The 17,899-nt window shown below is 58.7% G+C and carries 16 protein-coding genes; 15 read left to right on the forward strand and 1 reads right to left on the reverse strand.

Annotated features, from left to right (window positions below; all coding sequences use genetic code 11):
• Window positions 1-11 precede the first annotated feature (11 nt).
• The 9 genes from BBAG_RS07400 (at window position 12) to BBAG_RS07440 (ending at window position 9,158) form a co-directional block, all read left to right on the forward strand.
• A complete protein-coding gene (locus BBAG_RS07400) occupies window positions 12-974 on the forward strand; it encodes a DUF58 domain-containing protein (RefSeq protein ID WP_033508987.1) in 963 nt (320 codons plus the stop codon).
• Complete coding sequence (locus tag BBAG_RS07405; protein ID WP_003825077.1) at window positions 971-1,546, forward strand: hypothetical protein; 576 nt, start codon at window positions 971-973, stop codon at window positions 1,544-1,546. Before BBAG_RS07400 ends, BBAG_RS07405 begins: the two co-directional genes overlap by 4 nt.
• Complete coding sequence (locus tag BBAG_RS07410; protein WP_003825079.1) at window positions 1,546-2,610, forward strand: VWA domain-containing protein; 1,065 nt, start codon at window positions 1,546-1,548, stop codon at window positions 2,608-2,610. The genes BBAG_RS07405 and BBAG_RS07410 overlap by 1 nt, the downstream gene beginning before the upstream one ends.
• Complete coding sequence (locus BBAG_RS07415) at window positions 2,607-3,698, forward strand: vWA domain-containing protein (RefSeq protein ID WP_033508956.1); 1,092 nt, start codon at window positions 2,607-2,609, stop codon at window positions 3,696-3,698. The genes BBAG_RS07410 and BBAG_RS07415 overlap by 4 nt, the downstream gene beginning before the upstream one ends.
• Window positions 3,695-4,369 (forward strand): DUF6466 family protein, encoded by a 675-nt coding sequence (locus BBAG_RS07420; protein ID WP_003825081.1) that lies wholly within the window; start codon window positions 3,695-3,697, stop codon window positions 4,367-4,369. Before BBAG_RS07415 ends, BBAG_RS07420 begins: the two co-directional genes overlap by 4 nt.
• A 314-nt stretch (window positions 4,370-4,683) precedes the next feature.
• Window positions 4,684-5,016, forward strand: coding sequence for a hypothetical protein (locus tag BBAG_RS07425; RefSeq protein WP_033508958.1), 333 nt, complete (start codon window positions 4,684-4,686; stop codon window positions 5,014-5,016).
• Window positions 5,016-6,641, forward strand: coding sequence for a PGAP1-like alpha/beta domain-containing protein (locus BBAG_RS07430; RefSeq protein ID WP_033508959.1), 1,626 nt, complete (start codon window positions 5,016-5,018; stop codon window positions 6,639-6,641). Before BBAG_RS07425 ends, BBAG_RS07430 begins: the two co-directional genes overlap by 1 nt.
• 248 nt (window positions 6,642-6,889) lie before the next feature.
• A complete protein-coding gene (locus BBAG_RS07435; RefSeq protein WP_003825085.1) occupies window positions 6,890-8,278 on the forward strand; it encodes a bifunctional phosphopantothenoylcysteine decarboxylase/phosphopantothenate synthase in 1,389 nt (462 codons plus the stop codon).
• Window positions 8,279-8,390: 112 nt separating this feature from the next.
• On the forward strand, window positions 8,391-9,158 hold the full coding sequence (locus BBAG_RS07440) for a type III pantothenate kinase (protein ID WP_003825086.1): 768 nt from the start codon (window positions 8,391-8,393) through the stop codon (window positions 9,156-9,158).
• Window positions 9,159-9,206: 48 nt separating this feature from the next.
• On the opposite strand, the gene BBAG_RS07445 is transcribed toward BBAG_RS07440, so the two are convergent.
• Window positions 9,207-10,643 (reverse strand): ABC transporter substrate-binding protein, encoded by a 1,437-nt coding sequence (locus BBAG_RS07445; RefSeq protein ID WP_050754763.1) that lies wholly within the window; start codon window positions 10,641-10,643, stop codon window positions 9,207-9,209.
• Between the two features lie 247 nt (window positions 10,644-10,890).
• Here BBAG_RS07445 and BBAG_RS07450 point away from each other — a divergent pair, with 247 nt between their 5' ends.
• The 6 genes from BBAG_RS07450 (at window position 10,891) to BBAG_RS07470 (ending at window position 17,837) form a co-directional block, all read left to right on the forward strand.
• Window positions 10,891-12,798: a DUF4422 domain-containing protein gene (locus BBAG_RS07450; protein WP_231855864.1), complete on the forward strand. Its 1,908-nt coding sequence runs from the start codon at window positions 10,891-10,893 to the stop codon at window positions 12,796-12,798.
• Window positions 12,799-12,872: 74 nt separating this feature from the next.
• A complete protein-coding gene (gene rfbB, locus BBAG_RS07455) occupies window positions 12,873-13,895 on the forward strand; it encodes a dTDP-glucose 4,6-dehydratase (RefSeq protein WP_003825089.1) in 1,023 nt (340 codons plus the stop codon).
• Between the two features lie 109 nt (window positions 13,896-14,004).
• A complete protein-coding gene (locus BBAG_RS07460; RefSeq protein WP_003825090.1) occupies window positions 14,005-14,448 on the forward strand; it encodes a hypothetical protein in 444 nt (147 codons plus the stop codon).
• Between the two features lie 3 nt (window positions 14,449-14,451).
• Window positions 14,452-14,859, forward strand: coding sequence for an NUDIX hydrolase (locus BBAG_RS07465; protein ID WP_003825091.1), 408 nt, complete (start codon window positions 14,452-14,454; stop codon window positions 14,857-14,859).
• The gene (locus BBAG_RS08905) at window positions 14,835-15,101 is read left to right on the forward strand and encodes a hypothetical protein (protein WP_161786198.1); all 267 of its coding nucleotides are present in this window, start codon (window positions 14,835-14,837) and stop codon (window positions 15,099-15,101) included. The genes BBAG_RS07465 and BBAG_RS08905 overlap by 25 nt, the downstream gene beginning before the upstream one ends.
• A 105-nt stretch (window positions 15,102-15,206) precedes the next feature.
• Entirely contained in the window at window positions 15,207-17,837 is a 2,631-nt protein-coding gene (locus BBAG_RS07470) for an LTA synthase family protein (RefSeq protein ID WP_003825092.1), read from the forward strand.
• The last annotated feature ends 62 nt before the right edge of the window (window positions 17,838-17,899 follow it).

The raw sequence follows: 17,899 nt of genomic DNA on the forward strand, positions 1-17,899 counted from the left end.
TGAATGCCGGCATGGCTGAAGCCCAGCCGCTGCCAGCCGTTTCGCACGACCCGATCAGAGCCAAGATCGAGGCCATGGGCAATCGTCTGAATCTGCCGACTGTGGCCAAGGCATTGGGCGTTATCGAAGGCGAACATTCGTCACGGCGGCCGGGCGGCTCGGACGAGCTGATGGAGGTCCGTGCCTACGAGGCGGGCGACGAGGCGCGACTGATCGAATGGAAGACGAGCGCGCGCCAAGGGCGGCCTATGGTGATCCGGCGCGAACGGCTGGTCACGTCACGCGTATGGCTGCTGCTTGACGTGGGCCGTGAAATGACGGCCTCATGCGAGTCGGGCGAAATGGCATACCAGATCGCCGCGAATGCGCTGCGTATGTTCGCCGCGCTGTCGCTACGCCGTTCCGACGAGATCTCACTGGTGTTCGGCGACGCCGCAAGCATTACGCGCGTGCCGTTCAACGGTGATTTCTGCCAGTTCGAACGCACGCTGGACAGTGCGCTGGAACGCAAGTGGGAGCATACGCGCAATATCGACGCCCTGCTCACGTATGCACGGCGCATCAAGGATCGCAACGCGCTGATCGTGCTGGCAACCGACGAGCATGCACTGACCAAGGAGCATCTTCAGGAGATCCACCGCATTACGCGCACCCACCCGCTGACGCTGATCGACGTGGCCACGGCGAACCCGTTCGCCGCCGCTGCAGGCGCAACCGTCACCGACGCGCTGTCGGGGCGCCGACTGCCGGCCTTCCTGCGGGACAAGCGTGCCGCAGCGGAGGTGAACACGCACCGCGAATACATGGCCGCGGCCCTGGAACGCGAGCTTTCGCACATGGGGGGTCATATGATTCACGCCGGTTCCAGCGAAGCCGTGTTCAACGATTTCATACGATTGGTGTCGCGTGCGCTGGCGAAGGATACCCGCAATCTGGTTGCGCCTGCGACAGGACTGGGAGGCGACAGCCGATGAGCATCCATATGATCGCCTCCGCACTCGCACCGCATTCCCCGATAAGCGTTCTGGCCGTGGACACCAACGATTTGCAGCCGGTCGGCCAGCTTGACATCGCCACGCCGCTGATTGTTGCCGCGGCGCTCGCCGCAGTGCTCGCCATAGCGCTTGTCGCAGGCGCGGTCCTGTTGTCGCGCCCACGCCGCAATCGCGACAAGCCGCAGCCGCGCGGCGCCCATCTGGACGATACCGTCAAAACCTCATGGCACAGGCGCATCGACGACGTGGTACGCCGCTACCATGCCGAGCAGATCGACCGCGAAACCGCGTTCATTGAACTGGCGGCGATCTGCCGTGGCATCGCATCCGCGCACACCGGCCGCGACCTGCACGCGCATACGCTTACCGATATTCGCCGTGAGCCCCGCAATCCTTCGACCCGCACCGGGTTGGATACGCTGCGCATGACCATCGCGGCGCTGTACCCGCCGGAATTCGCGGATTCCGCAGTGGACACGCACGCTCGTGAGGTGAGCGTCGACGATGCCGCCGGCTGGGCTTCAACCCTGGTGGAAAGGTGGGGACGCTGATGCAGCTTTCCTGGCAAAGCCCTTGGGCAGCGCTGGTCGGGGCGATGGTCGCGCTGGCGATTATCGTCCTGTCCATCGCGTTCGCCCGCAAACACAGTGCCGAGAACATTGTTCGCGTGTTCTCGATGGACGACGATCTGGCCACCGAACGCGCTTCGCAGCTGCTACGCCAATGGCGTCTGCTGAACCGTGCTGCCGCGGCGCTGATGGCAGCGGCGCTTCTTCTCACCTTCGCGCTGATCGCCCGCCCGGCGACCGTCGATCAGGGTGAGGAACGTGCCAGCAGCCGCGATATCGTGCTCTGCCTCGACGTTTCCGGCTCCACCCTGCCGTACGACCGCGAGGTCATCGACACGTACCGCGATCTCGTCTCACATTTCCAAGGCGAGCGCATCGGCATGAGCATCTTCAACTCCACGTCGCGCACCGTGTTCCCCCTGACGGATGACTACGAGCTGGTCAGCCACCAGTTGGAGCTTGCCAGCAAGGCGCTCAGCGGCGTGCAGTCGCAGGACGACATCGACAAGATGAGCGACGAGGACTACCAGCGCATCTCCGACTGGCTTGAAGGCACGCAGAACCGCAAGGACGCCACCTCGCTGATCGGCGACGGCGTGGTCTCCTGCGCGGCCATGCTGCCGGGCTTCACCTACGGTTCGGCTTCCACGGCAGGCAGCACCGAACGCAGCCGCGCGGCATCCATCGTGCTCGCCACCGACAATGTGGTCTCCGGCACGCCCGTGTACACCCTCAATCAGGCGCTCAGCCTGACGTCGAAGGCGAATATCACCGTGGATGGTCTGTTCTCCGGGCCTGAAGCGAGCGAGAAGGAAAGCACCACCACGGATATGCGCAAGCTCATCGAAGCGCATCACGGCACGTTCCTCACCCAGTCGAACGGCACCAGCGTCAACGAGCTCGTGCGCGACATCAACACGCGCCGCAACAAGGAAAGCCAAGCCTCGTCCAAGGCGTCGATGGTGGACGATCCGGCATGGTGGGTGCTGGCATTGGCTGTAATCGTTACCATATGGCTGCTGCTCGTCTGGAGGTTGAAGCGATGAGCACATTCACCTTCTCTCCCCTGCTGGGCTGGCCGGTCGGCGGCACCATCGCGCTGGTGATGCTGGCGCTGGCGATTGTGGAGGTCGTACGCCACACGTTCGGCGACGCGGGCGACGAGACGATGCTCTCATGCGTACGCCGCATGCTGATCTGCCTGACGGTGGGCGCGATGGCGCTGGGGCCGAGCATGACGGTATCGACCACCAGCCGTGCGGTGAACAACACGGACGTGGTGATGGCCGTGGACGTGACCGGTTCGATGGCCGTCAAGGACGCAACATACGGTTCGGACGAGCTGACCACGCGCCTGAATGCGGCCAAGCAGGCCGTGGACGACGTGACGAAGGCATATGCGGATTCCAGCTTCGCCGCAGTACGCTTCGGCGCATCCGGCACGCTCGACGTTCCGCTCACGCCAGACGCGGCGGCGATCCGCAATTGGGCGACCACGCTCGCCCCCGAAGCGACCGGCGTATCGTCCGGATCCTCGCTGGACGCGCCGCTCGACCAGCTCATCACCACGCTCAACGACATACGCACCACGCACCCCGACGACGCGATCGTACTGTACCTGATCACGGACGGCGAGCAGACCTCGGCGCAATCCAGGCGCACCTTCTCCACGCTGCGCCACTACATCAACGACGCGATCGTGGTGGGCGTAGGCTCCACAGCAGGCGGCAGGATCCCACTGATCAAGGATGGCGCATCATCCGACTCATCCGAATCCGACAAATCCTCCGAATCCTCCGAATCCTCTGAATCCGGTTCCGCTGAATCCAAGAATTCCAACGCACAACAGTGGGTCACCGACCCCGACACCGGCCAGCCGGGAATCTCGAAAATGGACGAAACCACACTGAAGAACCTGGCCGACGAGCTGGGCGGCAGCATGGTGACCACATCCGCACAAAACACCATGGCGAACGGCCGATCCGCCGAAGCATCAAAGAAGTGGAGCGTGGGCGCAACCGCCAAACAACGCACCCGAACCAACCCCGTAGTATGGCCGCTGGCCGCCATAGCGCTCATACTCATCGCCTGGGAAATGGGCTCAACCATCGCAATGTCGAGGAGACTGCTATGAGACGCAACACCACAGCCCACACACAGGCCGGCACCACCAGCGCCAACAACACCACCGGCACCAGCAACGCCATAGTCGGATCGGCAGTATCCCTCGAATCACATGCGCCCACAGTCCAAGCGCGCGCATCGCTCGCCATACGCATCGTAATGATCGCAATCGCCGTCATAGCGCTCGCATTCGCCGTACTCACCGGCCTGAACATATCGGCCTCCGCGCGATTCAACCAGGCGACAGCCTCGCTCAACAGCAACCTCAAGCAGGCCGCACGCAGCGATGCCGACCTCGACGCCCTGAACGCCAGCCAGCAGCAGACCGATGCCCAATTCGAAGACGCCGCACGACTCAACCTCGCGCTGCTACCGCAACTACGCGAGGCGATCAGCGCCAACGCGGCAGTCTCATTCAAACTCACCCAACGCATCAAGCAGGAGCTCGCCGCTCAGCAAGGCGGCAACTCCGCAAACTCCGGTTCCGACACCAACGGCGTCGAGGGCGGCAACGGCACCAAGGATTCCACAGCCAACGACACCAGCGGCCTGACCGACGAACAGAAAAAGCAGGTGGAGGAACTGCTCAAAGCGAACCAGCAATCCACCGACACCAACCCCTCAACAAACACGCAGACCGACAAAGGCAACAAGAAACAGCAGACCGCCAAACCCTGGTGACCGGTGGCGCGGCGAGGCAGCGAACAGTGGCACCGAGTCGCGGCTCATGCGGGTACCGCGGGGTTTGCGACAACCAATGCAGTGTTAATGACAGTTACTGCGGGGTTTGCGACATATGCTGTGACTGGAGTGACATATTCTGTCACTCCAGTCACAGCATGTGTCACCAGTACCGCAGAAAAACGCCACAGCTGACTGAACACAACGGCACACGACCAGCACCTTGTGACGAACCTGTGACGAAACCCGAAGGCTCCGACCACACACCCCCATCCAGCTGGACAACACACCAACGCCTCCCGTTCAATGAACGCATGAGCATCACATCACTTTCCGGCCACCACACAACATCGCTCCTCGCCACCACACAGGCAACGGCAGCCACCACCTGCCCATGCCTCAACATCGCAGCACAAGGGCACGAGCGCATCATCACACTCGCCGCCAGCAGCGCGTCCATCCACGGATCGATACGCGAAACCCTAGCCACGGCACACAGCATCGATTGGACAGGCAAAGCAGCCGACCATTATCGAGACCGCCTGCTCACCATACGCAATTCGCTGAGCACACACGATGACGAAGCACGCTCCACCGCCCAAATCGCGCACATCGCACACGTCTCCACACCGCAAGGAGGCGCATGATGGGATGGCAGGTCACGTCATACATATACGGCGGGCACCAACTAGCACCAGCCACACAAGAGGACTACCGCCGCGTGGCCACAGCACTGGACGATGCCGGCGGCAAACTCATCGCGCACGGCATCGCCTGGCGGCAAGCAGCAATGGACCTCGCCCGCGACCGCACCAGCGTGCCACTCTGCCCAGTATTATCAGGCAACATCACAGTTCCCATAGCCACACCATTATCAAACACCATTACCAGCTGCATCGCCGCCTCCTCCACTCCAGCCTCCCCCACCTCCACGATGGCGCTCGCCGGCGCAAGCAGCATGGGCGGCACCAGAGTAGGCGTAGCGCCCACGGCCGCACACGGCACGCTCCCTTACGAACGTCTTATCTCGCTGTGCACCGAAAATGCCAGGCATTGCGATGCCGACGGTTCGAAGCTGCGCAGCATGGCCGATCTGCTGGTTCGCGCGCACAGTCTGTACAGCGAAGCCGATTGGAAAGCCCGTCAGGCGTTCAACGAAACCGGCCAAGCCGTGACCAAGGCGGCTCCCGGCTGGGTATCGCTGGGCATGTTCGGATTGATTCTTGGCGGACTGGGCGCAAGCTGGATCAATGATGGCAAGCCGAAACCATCGGCGGCATCCTGGGTGACTGCGCCGTTTCAAGAGGCCTATCTTTCCGGAATCGGCTCGCTGATCGCCGGCTCGTCGCTCATCGAGGGCCTGTTCTCCACGGATGAGGTGAACCAGTCGGCGGGGAAGATCAGCAAGTATTCCGCCCCTGCAAAAGATCTTGCGCAGGGCAATACCCTGACCGTTCGCCGCGTGCGTTCAACCGTGGACATGGTCGGCCCGAGCACCTCCGTGGCGGAATCGTTGGAGCATCTGCGCAGGCTCGGCGAAGACAAATACAAGCTGGGGTCAGGACTGCAATACGCCACCATCGCCGTACAACGCTACGAACGCGAGGATGGCACGAACGCCTGGCTGGTAACTATTCCCGGCACGGATGGGCATGCCGATTCACCATTCGGATGGGAGCAGAACATCGAGCTGATGAGCGACGATGCCGAGCAGCGGAAACAGGCGGACAGCGCGCGCATGGTGGTGGAGGCGATGCGCAAGGCGGGTATTCAGCCCGATGATTCCGTAGCGCTGATCGGACACTCGCAGGGAGGCATCGTGGCGGCGCAGATCGCCGCCGACCGGGCCGACGAGTTCAACATCCGGCATGTGGTGACGGCAGGCTCCCCGGTGGCGAATCATCCGATTCCCGAAAAGACATGGGTGACCAGCATCGAAATGAACGACGAGCTGGTGGCCGCGTTGGACGGCGCGCAAAATCCGCAGACGGAACACTGGCTGACCGTTCGCGGCACGGTAACGCCCAGCGCACCGCAAATGGTGGAGGATGGCGTGATCATTCCTTCGCCGAACCCATATGCCGCCGCACAGGTGCCGAACGCCTCGGAAGGGCAGGAGCTCAGCCATTGGCTGAGATATCATCAGGCCGCATACCAGAACGCCAGCGACTTGGGCTCACCCGCAGTGGCCAAGCACGAGCAGCATTTCGCGGGCGTGATCGACGGCAATCTGCGTGAAACCCTGTACTACGAGGGGCGCATGACACGTTGATCCCTTCTTCTCCCATGCGCCAACGTACCGGTACACATTCGTACACAACGGTACACATTACGTCAGCGCATTTCAGCAAAACCGGTAAGCCTTTCGCCAAGCATCTGGCGAACCGGCGCCCGAAGCCATGCCCGCCGTCGCATACCTCAAGACGGTCGAATCCGAACCAGGGCAGACGACAATCCAGATGAGATGAGCCAGATGAACTTGGGTCCCACTCGTTTGCGACGGTTTGTATACTGGCGGGCATGGCGCATATTCTTCTGGGAGTCACGGGATCGATCGCAGCGTTCAAGGCATGCCATCTGGCATCCGACTGGACCAAAGCAGGTCACAAGGTGCGTGTGATTGAGACAGTGGCGGCGGAACAGTTCGTCACCCCACTCACCTTCGCCTCGCTAACGCACACACAGACGCGGACCGCCATGTTCCCGAACGTCACAGCCGCCGCCATCCAAGGCGATGTGACCAGCAACCCCACCGTTCCCGCCTCCATCAACCACATCGCGGATGCCGCCTGGGCGGACGCGTTGGTCATCGCGCCGGCCAGCGCCGACATCATCGCCCGCATCGCCGCGGGGCTGGCGGACGATACGCTCACCTCCACGATTCTCGCCTATTCCGGCAGTGTCAAGGTGCTCTGCCCGGCTATGAATGTGCACATGTTCGAGAATCCGGCAACCCAACGCAATCTGCGCATATGCAAGGAGCTTGGCTGGACGATTGTGGAGCCTGGGTCCGGCAATCTGGCGTGCGGCGATACCGGCAAAGGGCGTATGGAGGAACCAGCCGTGATCGAGCAGGCGGTAGACGAGCTGCTGGGCGAAACCACGCAGGTGCCAGGCCAGAACTCCCCCGCCAGCAACGCAAACACCGCAGACAACACAGGCGACACTGTAGACAACGCAAACAGCACGGGCAACCATTCCCGGCCTCTCCACGGTCTGCATGTGCTGGTCACGGCCGGACCGACCCAGGAGCCGCTGGATCCGGTGCGTTTCCTGACCAATCATTCCACCGGCAAGATGGGATACGGCTTCGCGCATGAGGCGGCGGCCCTGGGCGCAACCGTCACGTTGATCAGCGGCCCGGTCAGTCTGCCCGAGCCTGCCGAACCGAATATCACAACCATTCATGTGACCACCGCACGGCAGATGTTCGAGGCGGTGCAGCAAGCTTACGAAACTGCCGATATTATCGTGATGACCGCGGCGGTCGGCGATTTCCGCGTCAGCGAGGTGGCCGGCGAGAAAATCAAGAAGGCCGGACGTTCCAGCATCCAGATCGAACTGGTAGCCAACCCGGATATTCTTGCCTGGGTCGGCGCCCACAAGCGCACCGACGGATCGCAAGTGCTGTGCGGGTTCGCCATGGAAACGCAGAACCTTATCGAGAACGCTGCAAAAAAGCTTGCCGACAAGCATTGCGACATGCTGGTGGCGAACAATCTGCGCGACGCCGGCGCCGGTTTCGGCACGGACACGAATGTGGTGACCGTGCTCACCCCCGCCTGCGGCGATACCTCAACCGATCAGGCGCCGCAACAGCCGAATGTCGAAAAGTGGCGGAAAATGGGCAAAACCGATCTGGCCCGCCAGTTGCTGCTCCGTCTTGCCTCGCTGCGCGCAACCGCCTGAATCGCCACCGCACTATCGCCACCGTACTCCGGAAGAGGCGTACACTCTCAGTAGTGAACAACGCAACGTGGCGTACAGCCGCGCGGCAACCGAACCAAGGGAGAACACTGCCATGCTGATGGCCGTAGATATCGGAAACACCAACATCGTCATCGGCTTTCTGGAGGGCGAGCGCATCGTCGGCTCCTACCGCATCACCACCAAGGCCTTGCACACGTCGGACGAATATACGGTGATGATCTCGCAGTTCCTGCAGATCAGCGGGTATACGCGGCGTGATGTGGAGGATGTGATCGTCTGCTCGGTAGTGCCGAAGGTCATGCATTCCTTCCGCGCCTCGATCATCAAGTTCCTTGGTTTCGAGCCGATGGTCGTGGGCCCGGGCATCAAAACCGGCATCAACATCCATATGGATGATCCCAAGACCATGGGCGCCGATTGCCTGACCGATTGCGTCGGCGCGTACTACACGTATGGGGGCCCGGTGCTGGTGGCCGATTTCGGCACGGCGACCACGTTCAATTACGTCGACGGCAAGGGCACGATCCGTGCCGGCTATATCACCACGGGTATTCGTGCCGGTGCGGAAGCGCTGTGGGGGCAGACCGCGCAGCTGCCTGAGGTGGAGATCGTGCGCCCGAAGTCGATTCTTGCCACGAACACACGTTCCGCCATGCAGGCCGGCCTGTATTACACGTTCCTTGGCGGCATCGAGCGTACCGTGCAACAGTTCCGTGAGGAGATCGGCGAACCGTTCAAGGTGGTTACGACCGGTGGCTTGGGTCGGATTTTCAAGGATGATACCGATGTGATCGACGTGTACGATCCGGATCTGATTTTCAAGGGCATGGCGCTGATTTACAAGCGCAACGTGCGGTGAGCGCACTGTGGCGCAGCAGGCGCTATGCAGCGAGCGTCGCTTGCCGGTTCACTGCACGGTAAAGCCCTGATTCGTACCGTATTCCTTGATGTCTTTCTCCCACAGGGCTATGCCCTGTTTCAACGTGACTTTATCGGTCGGCTTATCGAATGGCTTCAGGGGCTTGCCGTCATCGTCAAGCAGCCCTTCCTTCACGGCTTTCTGCCGTTTCACATAAGACTGCCACGAGTTCGCCCACCGGTATGCTGTGCCCACGGTCGCGCTGAAATCGCTACGCGCATACACTTCGAACGGCAGGTATTGGTAGCCGGTCGTCACGTTTTTCGCGGCTTGAGCCAGTACGCGGTTGAACTGTTGCCCGCCGAAATAGGGGATGTCGAGTCCACGCGAGTCTTTGATGGTGGTACGGCTGAGGAATTCGGGGCTGGTCAATGTGGGCAGGTCGGCGGGGAATGCGCCGCCGTCCACGCGGGCGCTGATGCCTTCGGCGTTATGCGCCACGAATTCGGCGAAACGGTATGCTGCGTCCGGTTTGCGTGTGGATTGCAGCACGCATATCGCGGAACCGCCGTTTTCCGCAGTCACTTGTTTGCCGTCAGCGGTCGGCATCTGCGCTACGCGCCACAGGCCTGCGCTGCCGGGAACATCGGATTGCAGCAGCGAGGTCATCCACGCTCCGGAGAACACGGACGCGATCGTGCCCCTACCGAGCCCGCGTTTCCAGCCGTCCGACCATGTGACGTTTCGGGTGTCGATGAGGTCTTCGTTGATCATTTTCTGCCAGAACGCGGTGAATTTCCTTACGCCTTTGTCTCCGGTGAGGTTGACGGTTACGTTCTTGCCGTCTTGGCTGGTGGCGAATGGCTTGCCGCCCGCGAGCCAGATCATGGCGTCATAGAAGCTGGCGTCGCCGGAGTCGGCGGTGATGTAGGCGCCGGTGGCTTTGATCTTTTTGGCGGCCTTGTAATAGTCGTCCCATGTTCTGATTTTGGTGGCGTCCACGCCGGCGTCATTGAACACGGTTTTGTTGTAGAAGAAGGCCATGGGGCCGGAATCCATGGGCAGGCCGTATACATTGTCGGCCAGGTGCACGGACGCCCAGGTGCCGGGCGTGTAGAAGCTGCCGAAGTCGGAGCCTACCCTGCCGGTCAGGTCGAGTAGCTGGCTTGATACCGCGTATTGACGCAGGGCGTGGTATTCGATCTGCGCCACGTCCGGCATGTTGTAACCGTCCTGGATGGCGGTGTTCAGGTTGTCGTACCCGGAGATGCTGGTCAGGTCGACCGCAATGTCCGGGTTTTCGGATTCGAATCGTTGCACGACCGTTTCCATGCTTGGTTCCCAGCTCCATACGGAGATGTGCGTGCGGGTGTCGGCGGACTGCCCGCATGCCGCAAGGCCCGCGATGGCGGCGATGCTGGCGAGTGCGGCGATTGCACGGCGGGTGGCAACGGCACTGGCACGGCGAATGGCAGCGTGAAACATCCCGTGAAACATGTTTCGGGACTGTTGCTGTGACCTTCTCCGGGATTTTCGGAACGAATGCATGGTTATCAGTGTAGCGACAGGCGGCGGCTGGGGGCGCCGAAAATATGCAGGCAATGCAGCAACCCGGGTTATCATGTGCGAAAATTTTTCAGAGAGCAACGCCATATGCCTGAACAGCCACTACTCGCGCTAGGCTGGTGGGCAGTCTGTTGTTACGTCAACCTCGCAAGGACGGGAGCACCCATTGCCTACGCACAAGCCATTGCAGCCAGCACAGTCGGCGCAGCTATCGCGCATCAAAATCTTCGTTTCGGCGCATAAGCCGGCCGTCTTCCCCGATTGCGCTAGTATTCTGCCCATTCAGGTCGGAGCCGCGAATGCGGAGGCCGCAGGCAAACCGCTGTTCGAGAACACGTTGCATGACAACACCGGAGACAATATCTCCGAAAAGAACCCCATGTATTGCGAGCTCACTGCACAGTATTGGGCTTGGAAGAACGCCGACGCCGATTATTACGGCTTCTGCCATTACCTCCGCTATTTCGACTTCACCACCACCGAGCACAAGCAGAACAGCTACGGCGAGATTATCGACACCGCCATCAACGCCGAATCCATTGCCGAATACGGTCTTGACGATGCTGCCATCGCGCAGGCGGTGGAAGGCTGGGATGTCATCACCACGCCGTTGAACAATGTGCGCGAATTCGACGGTTTCACTAATCTCAAAGACCATTGGGACGCAGATCCGCATCTGCAGCTCAAGGATCTGCGTCACATGTACGATGTGCTATGCGCGATGCACCCCGATTATCGTGAAGATGCCGACGCCGTACTCAACGGCACCCGTGCGGCCTTCTGCAACATGTTCATTATGAAAAAGGCGATATTCCAGGAATACTGCTCCTGGCTGTTCCCCATTCTCAGCGAGTTCACCGCGCATTGGGATCATTCCGCCGCCGATGTGCAGACCCTGCGCACCCCTGGTCATCTTTCCGAGCGTCTGCTCAACATCTTCCTCGCGCACAAGCAGCGCACCGGCGCGAACTGGAAGATCAAACGCCTGCAGTGCGTGCATTTCACCAATCCGGAACCGTTCTCCCCATTGGAACCGTTGGATACGAATCCTCGTTTCACCGTGCCGGTGCTGTTCGCCGCCGACGACAACTATGTGCCGATGCTCACCACCACCATCTATTCGATGTTGAAGAACGCATCGTGCGAACGCCACTATGACGTGATTGTGTTGGAACGAAACATCTCGGCGGAGAACAAGCAGAACATCACCGATTTCCTCGCGCAATTCGAGAATGCCACCGTGCGCTTCTACGACGTAAGCCGTGCCATCGACGGGTTCAATCTCACCACCAACAACGCGCATATCAGCATCGAAACCTACTACCGCTTCATCATTCAGGAGGCTCTCCCCTTCTACAAGAAGGTGCTGTATTTAGACTGCGACATGGTGGTGAACGGCGATATCTCGGAATTGTATGACACTGATCTGGGTAACAATGCGATCGGCGCCGTGCCGGATATTGATTTCATCGGCAATCTGAATATGAAGAACGGTGAACGCGCGGAATATGCGAAGCATCAATTGCATATGACGAAGCCCTACGGGTATTTCCAGGCCGGTGTGTTGGCGATGAATCTGGAAAAGATGCGTGAGATCCATTCCGTGCATGAATGGCTGGAAATCGCACAACAGCCGGGCTTCATCTATAACGACCAGGACATTCTCAATATGGAATGCGAAGGATCGGTCACCTATCTGCCTTATGCCTGGAATGTGATGCACGACTGCGGCGGGCGAGTACACGGCGTATTCGATTTCGCTCCGGCAAGTATGTTCCAGGAATACATGGATTCGCGTAAATCTCCGAAGATTGTGCACTATGCCGATTACGACAAGCCGTGGAAGAACCCGTGGTGCGATTTCGGGCCGTTGTATTGGAACTATGCGAGCAAGACGCCGTTCTCCTTGCAGATGATGGCATTGCTTGCCGGCATCGAGCCTCCACAGCACCACGAGCGCGCCATTGCCGAGGACAGCCCAATCCGCAAATATGTGGATGTGCTAGCACCTATTGGTTCGAAGCAGCGCGAGCTTATGAAAGTTGCCGTGCGCAAAGTCCAAGGTAAGCACTGACCATCAGTTTACTGCGATTGGCACAGGCATCATAAGCAATGCCGACGTCAAAGCACTCATATGGTTCATGCACTATGACCGAAGAACTGTTTACTCCCCATAACATCATCGTGACCGGTGGCTGCGGCTTCATCGGTTCGAACTTCGTGCACTACGTGGTGAACAACCACCCGGACGTGCACGTGACCGTGCTGGACAAGCTCACGTACGCGGGCAACCCGGAGAACATCGCGGGCCTGCCCGAGGACCGCGTGGAACTCGTGGTGGGCGACATCTGCGACGCGGACCTGCTGGAGCGCATTGTGCCGGGCCACGACGCGATCGTGCACTACGCGTCCGAGAGCCACAACGACAACTCCATCGCGGACCCGGAGCCGTTCCTCAGGACCAACGTGGAGGGCACGTTCCGCCTGCTGGAGGCCGTGCGCGAGCACGGGATCCGCTACCACCACGTGAGCACGGACGAGGTGTACGGCGACCTCGCGCTGGACGACCCGGCCAGGTTCACCGAGCACACCCCGTACCATCCGAGCTCGCCGTACAGCTCCACGAAAGCCGCGAGCGACATGCTCGTGCGCGCGTGGACCCGCACGTACGGGATCCGCGCCACGATCTCGAACTGCTCGAACAACTACGGCCCGTACCAGCACGTGGAGAAGTTCATCCCGCGCCAGATCACGAACATCCTGGACGGGCAGCGCCCGAAGCTCTACGGCAGGGGCGAGAACGTGCGCGACTGGATCCACACCGAGGACCATTCCAGCGGCGTGTGGACCATCCTGACGAAGGGCCGGATCGGCGAGACGTACCTGATCGGCGCGGACGGCGAGCGGAACAACATCGACGTATTGCGCATGATCCTGAAAATGATGGGCCGAGCCGAGGACGCGTTCGACTGGGTGAAGGACCGCCCGGGACACGACCGCCGCTACGCCATCGACTCCACCAAGCTGCAGACCGAGCTCGGCTGGAAGCCCACACACACCGACTTCGAGTCCGGCCTGAGGCAGACGATCGAATGGTACACCGCCAACCGCGCCTGGTGGGAGCCCGCCAAGGCCGCGACCGAGGAACGCTACAGGCGCCAGGGCCAGTGAGGGGGGAGAACAGGCATCGCTCGCACAAAACCGTCGCTACAATCAATGATTGTGAGCACAACATCCAGCCGTCATCCAGAGACTTCCCACACTGCGACCGCGTGCCATCATGGTCACCAACTTCGATTCCACCGAGCAGAAACGGGCATGGCGGAAATTACTCGCCGAAGCGTTCCAAGATGAGCAGAATTCCCCATTAGCGCAATCGACTGTGTTTGAGAATCTTTGGCACAAGGACCATGAGCGTCGCGTCTGTGAGAATCTGCTGAACGAGCACACGCAATTCGCCACATATTTCGCGGGAATACTCCGCACCGCATACCTGTACTGCCAGCAGATCATGTTCACCGATGTTGAAGTATGTGACGGAGTGTTCTTTTTGGCTTTAGGCCCGAGCACAGTAAACGCATTACTAGACAAGTCGTACAAGGATGGCCCTTCGATCACCATTTCCGGCCGTGCCGACACATTCGAGGAATGCTTGTTCGAGTGTACTATCGCTACGCTTGATGCTGCGCAAAATAACGCCGAACGTAACTTTATAGGAGATTGACAGATGGATGCAGCACAGGAACACAGCCAGCATGTTCGGCAACCTGTTGTACCGGTCGAGGATGCCCTGCCGCCTCTCGTCATCGAATCGGAGCGCGAGGTGTTCCACGAGCATGGCGGTGCTGATTTCTCAGTGATGAAGAGCACGGCAATTGTTCGTGAAACAGGTGAGCATCTACGGTTCCATGTGGCATCCGTAAAGAACGGCAGACCCGGCGCTGTTTGCATCGTGGAACAGCCAGACGAACACGGTAACTCCGTTTTTCTGTTTGCCCGCCATTGGCGAGTCGCCACGCAGCAGTGGGCGTGGGAGTTCCCACGTGGAATGGCAAAGGAGACTGAGGCCCCATTCGTACTGCTATCCGCGAGCTTGCCGAAGAAACTGGAATGCATGTTTCCTCCAGTCAAGTAACGATTCTGCAGCATATTCACGCCGATACCGGCGTATTACGCGATGACATCGCCGTTGCGAGAATCACGGTTCCCCGCAGCTATACCGAACACGTTGAAAATTCCGATTGGGAACTTGCCAGCTTGCGTTGGGTACCTGCCACAACAGTGCAGCGCATGATCGCAAACGGAGAGATCACTGACGGCATTACCTTGGCCGCATGGTCTGTATACTGCGCTCAAGCCCCCCTCAGCAGTCATTAAGCGTTTGTTCAGACATGCGTTCGTCCAACCGGCACGACTACTATTGCGTAGTCGATTAACGGAGTACGAGCCCGAAAGCAACGGGGCATGACATGAGGGATGCCAATGATGTTTGACGATTCGCAAGCGCTGAGTCCTGAGAATGAACCCGAGGACATGGACACAACTGCGGAATCCGAATCCTCTAACAGCAGCACCCCCTCTACTCCTATCCCTTCGCCCAACGATGAGAGTGAGCAGAACGCACAGACCCCTGCCGAAACCGGAAAAAGCGGAGAAGACGCTGACGCAAAGCAGGCAGCAACAGCAGCGCAGGATGCCGCTATGGAACAAGACACTATGAATAAGCAAGAACATGCCGAAGAACAAGAGGCCAAGACCGAGCAGGAAGTAGCTCAGGAACAGGAGACCCGTGCAACGCAGGACTCTATAGACGAACAAGAACATGCCAAAGAACAGGACGCTGTATCCGAACAAGACAATCAGACCAGTCAGGATTCCGGAAACGATCCGGACAACAGACAAAACGGAGGCTTCGCATCGCGCATTCGCACTGCCGCAGCTCCTGCACGTACGGCATGGCGCAGCATCACAACTCCCGTACGCACAGCATGGCACGCGTTCACTAATCTCAAAGCAATACGCTTCATCATTGATTTCTTTCGGAGTCCCGATTCTTTGTGGAACAAACGCATGAGGTTCTCCTATGCGTTCTACGCCATCGTGTTCTTCATACTCACTTCCGCTGAGGTCATTTTCCTGCAATGGGGCATGTATTCCGAACCCTCCTACGGCAAAGACGAAGTGGTTGACGACACCGCTAAAGCTCTTCAAAGCGTGGCCGGGCAGGTCACCAGATTCATCAGCCAGATGTGGGTTGAGCAGAAAAACGTCTGCCTTGTCAGTTTTGTTGGTTTGGCTCTGATTTATCTCGCGCTGGTTTTCGTAACCAATAGGTTCTGGATTGCCACTCTCGTTTTCGGTGTTGTGATAACCGCATTTGGCGTAGCAAACAGCATCAAAGTGCAGCTCCGTAACGAACCGATTATTCCAGCGGATTTGACGTTTATTTCCGGAGGCGATACCGGTAGCATCATGTCGTTCGTGCCGGAGTCGAGCCAAGGGTTTGTCGATGGTGCCATCAAATTTGTGGTGTGGTTCGCGATTATTGTGCTCGTTCTTTTCGTATTGGACAAGCGCAGGCGTTTCATCCATTGCTCTTGGCGCCGCCCAATCGCAAATGTCAAGAACATTGTAGGAACCGCATCACGCATCCTTGCCGCAGTACTCAGCGTCGCGTTCCTGACTTCTTATGTCATCGGTCTTGGAACTCCCGGCTCGAAAACGTATGAGTGGGCCGAAGACAATGGTTATACGCCTCAACTCTGGAATGCCTTGGGCGACGCTCAGGCCAATGGTCCTGCCACTACGTTCCTGAGCCTGTCAAAGATCAAGGCCATGGATAAGCCGAACGATTACAACCGCAAGACCATGGAGGCTCTCGCCCAGAAATATGCCAAAGAAGCGGAATCTATCAATCAGACCCGTCAGAATAAGCTCACCGATAATACGGTGATTATGATTCTCTCCGAGACCTTCTCCGACCCCACTCGTGTACCGGGGATAACCCTCACAACTGATCCGATACCGAATATCCGGAACATCAAGAACAGCACGACTTCCGGTCTTATGCTTTCTCCTGGCTATGGTGGCGGCACAGCAAATATTGAATATCAGGCATTGACCGGTCTGAACCTCGCAAACTTCAATGATTCCTTGATTGTCCCCTATCAGCAGTTGGTGCCGAACCAGTCCGACCCGTACTCGTTCAATCAGATCTGGACGCAGAAATACGGAACAAAGGGTTCCACTGCAGTGCATCCGTTCATGCAAAGCATGTATCTGCGCAATATCAATTACAAGAAGTTTGGCTTCTCGTATCTATACACGCTTGATAGCAAGATTCCACTGAAGCACACCGATCGCATTGACCGGTCCCCTTACGTGAGCGACAGCGAAGCCTATCAGAGCGTTGTCGATTTGCTGGATAAGCAGAAGGATTCCAACGATTCTCAGTTCCTGCAGCTGGTAACCATGCAGAACCATATGCCGTATGGCGATTTCTACGACAATAACGAGTTTGTTGATGCCGACATATCTGAGGGGCTGTCTGAGAGCAAAAAATACAATATCGACGCCTATACCAAGGGCATCAACTGGACCGACCAGGAAACAGCGGATTTCCTTAATCAGCTTGACCAGATGGATAAGCCCATTACGGTGATCTTCTACGGCGATCACTTGCCAGGTATTTATGCCACTGCGGATGAGAATAAGAACAATAAGACCGTCTTGCATGAAACGGATTACTTCATTTGGTCGAATTCCGCTTCCGTTTCGCACGGGGCCAAAGTCGATCCCAGCACAACCGCCTACACTTCTTCAAACTATTTCATGCCTTTGGCCGCTGAGCATATGAATGCCAAGGTTTCGCCGTATCTTGCCATGCTGACCGACTTGAAGCAGCAGATTCCGGCTATGAGTCGCGTTATCGGTTCCAACGGCGGCATCGGCCAAGGCAAAGCAACATATTTGGATCAGAATGGCAATAGGATCAAGGCCACCAAAGTAAGCCGCAAGGCACAACAACTCCTTGAGGACTACAAGCTGGTTCAATACGATCAGACCATCGGAAAGAACTACCTTAAGAGCACGGGCTTCACCAAGGTTCCTTAATGTATTTCATACAGAAATAGGCTGTGCAGCATGCTGTACAGCCTATTTCTTTACGTAGGGTA

This window comes from Bifidobacterium angulatum DSM 20098 = JCM 7096, assembly GCF_001025155.1.
GTDB classification, from domain to species: domain Bacteria; phylum Actinomycetota; class Actinomycetes; order Actinomycetales; family Bifidobacteriaceae; genus Bifidobacterium; species Bifidobacterium angulatum.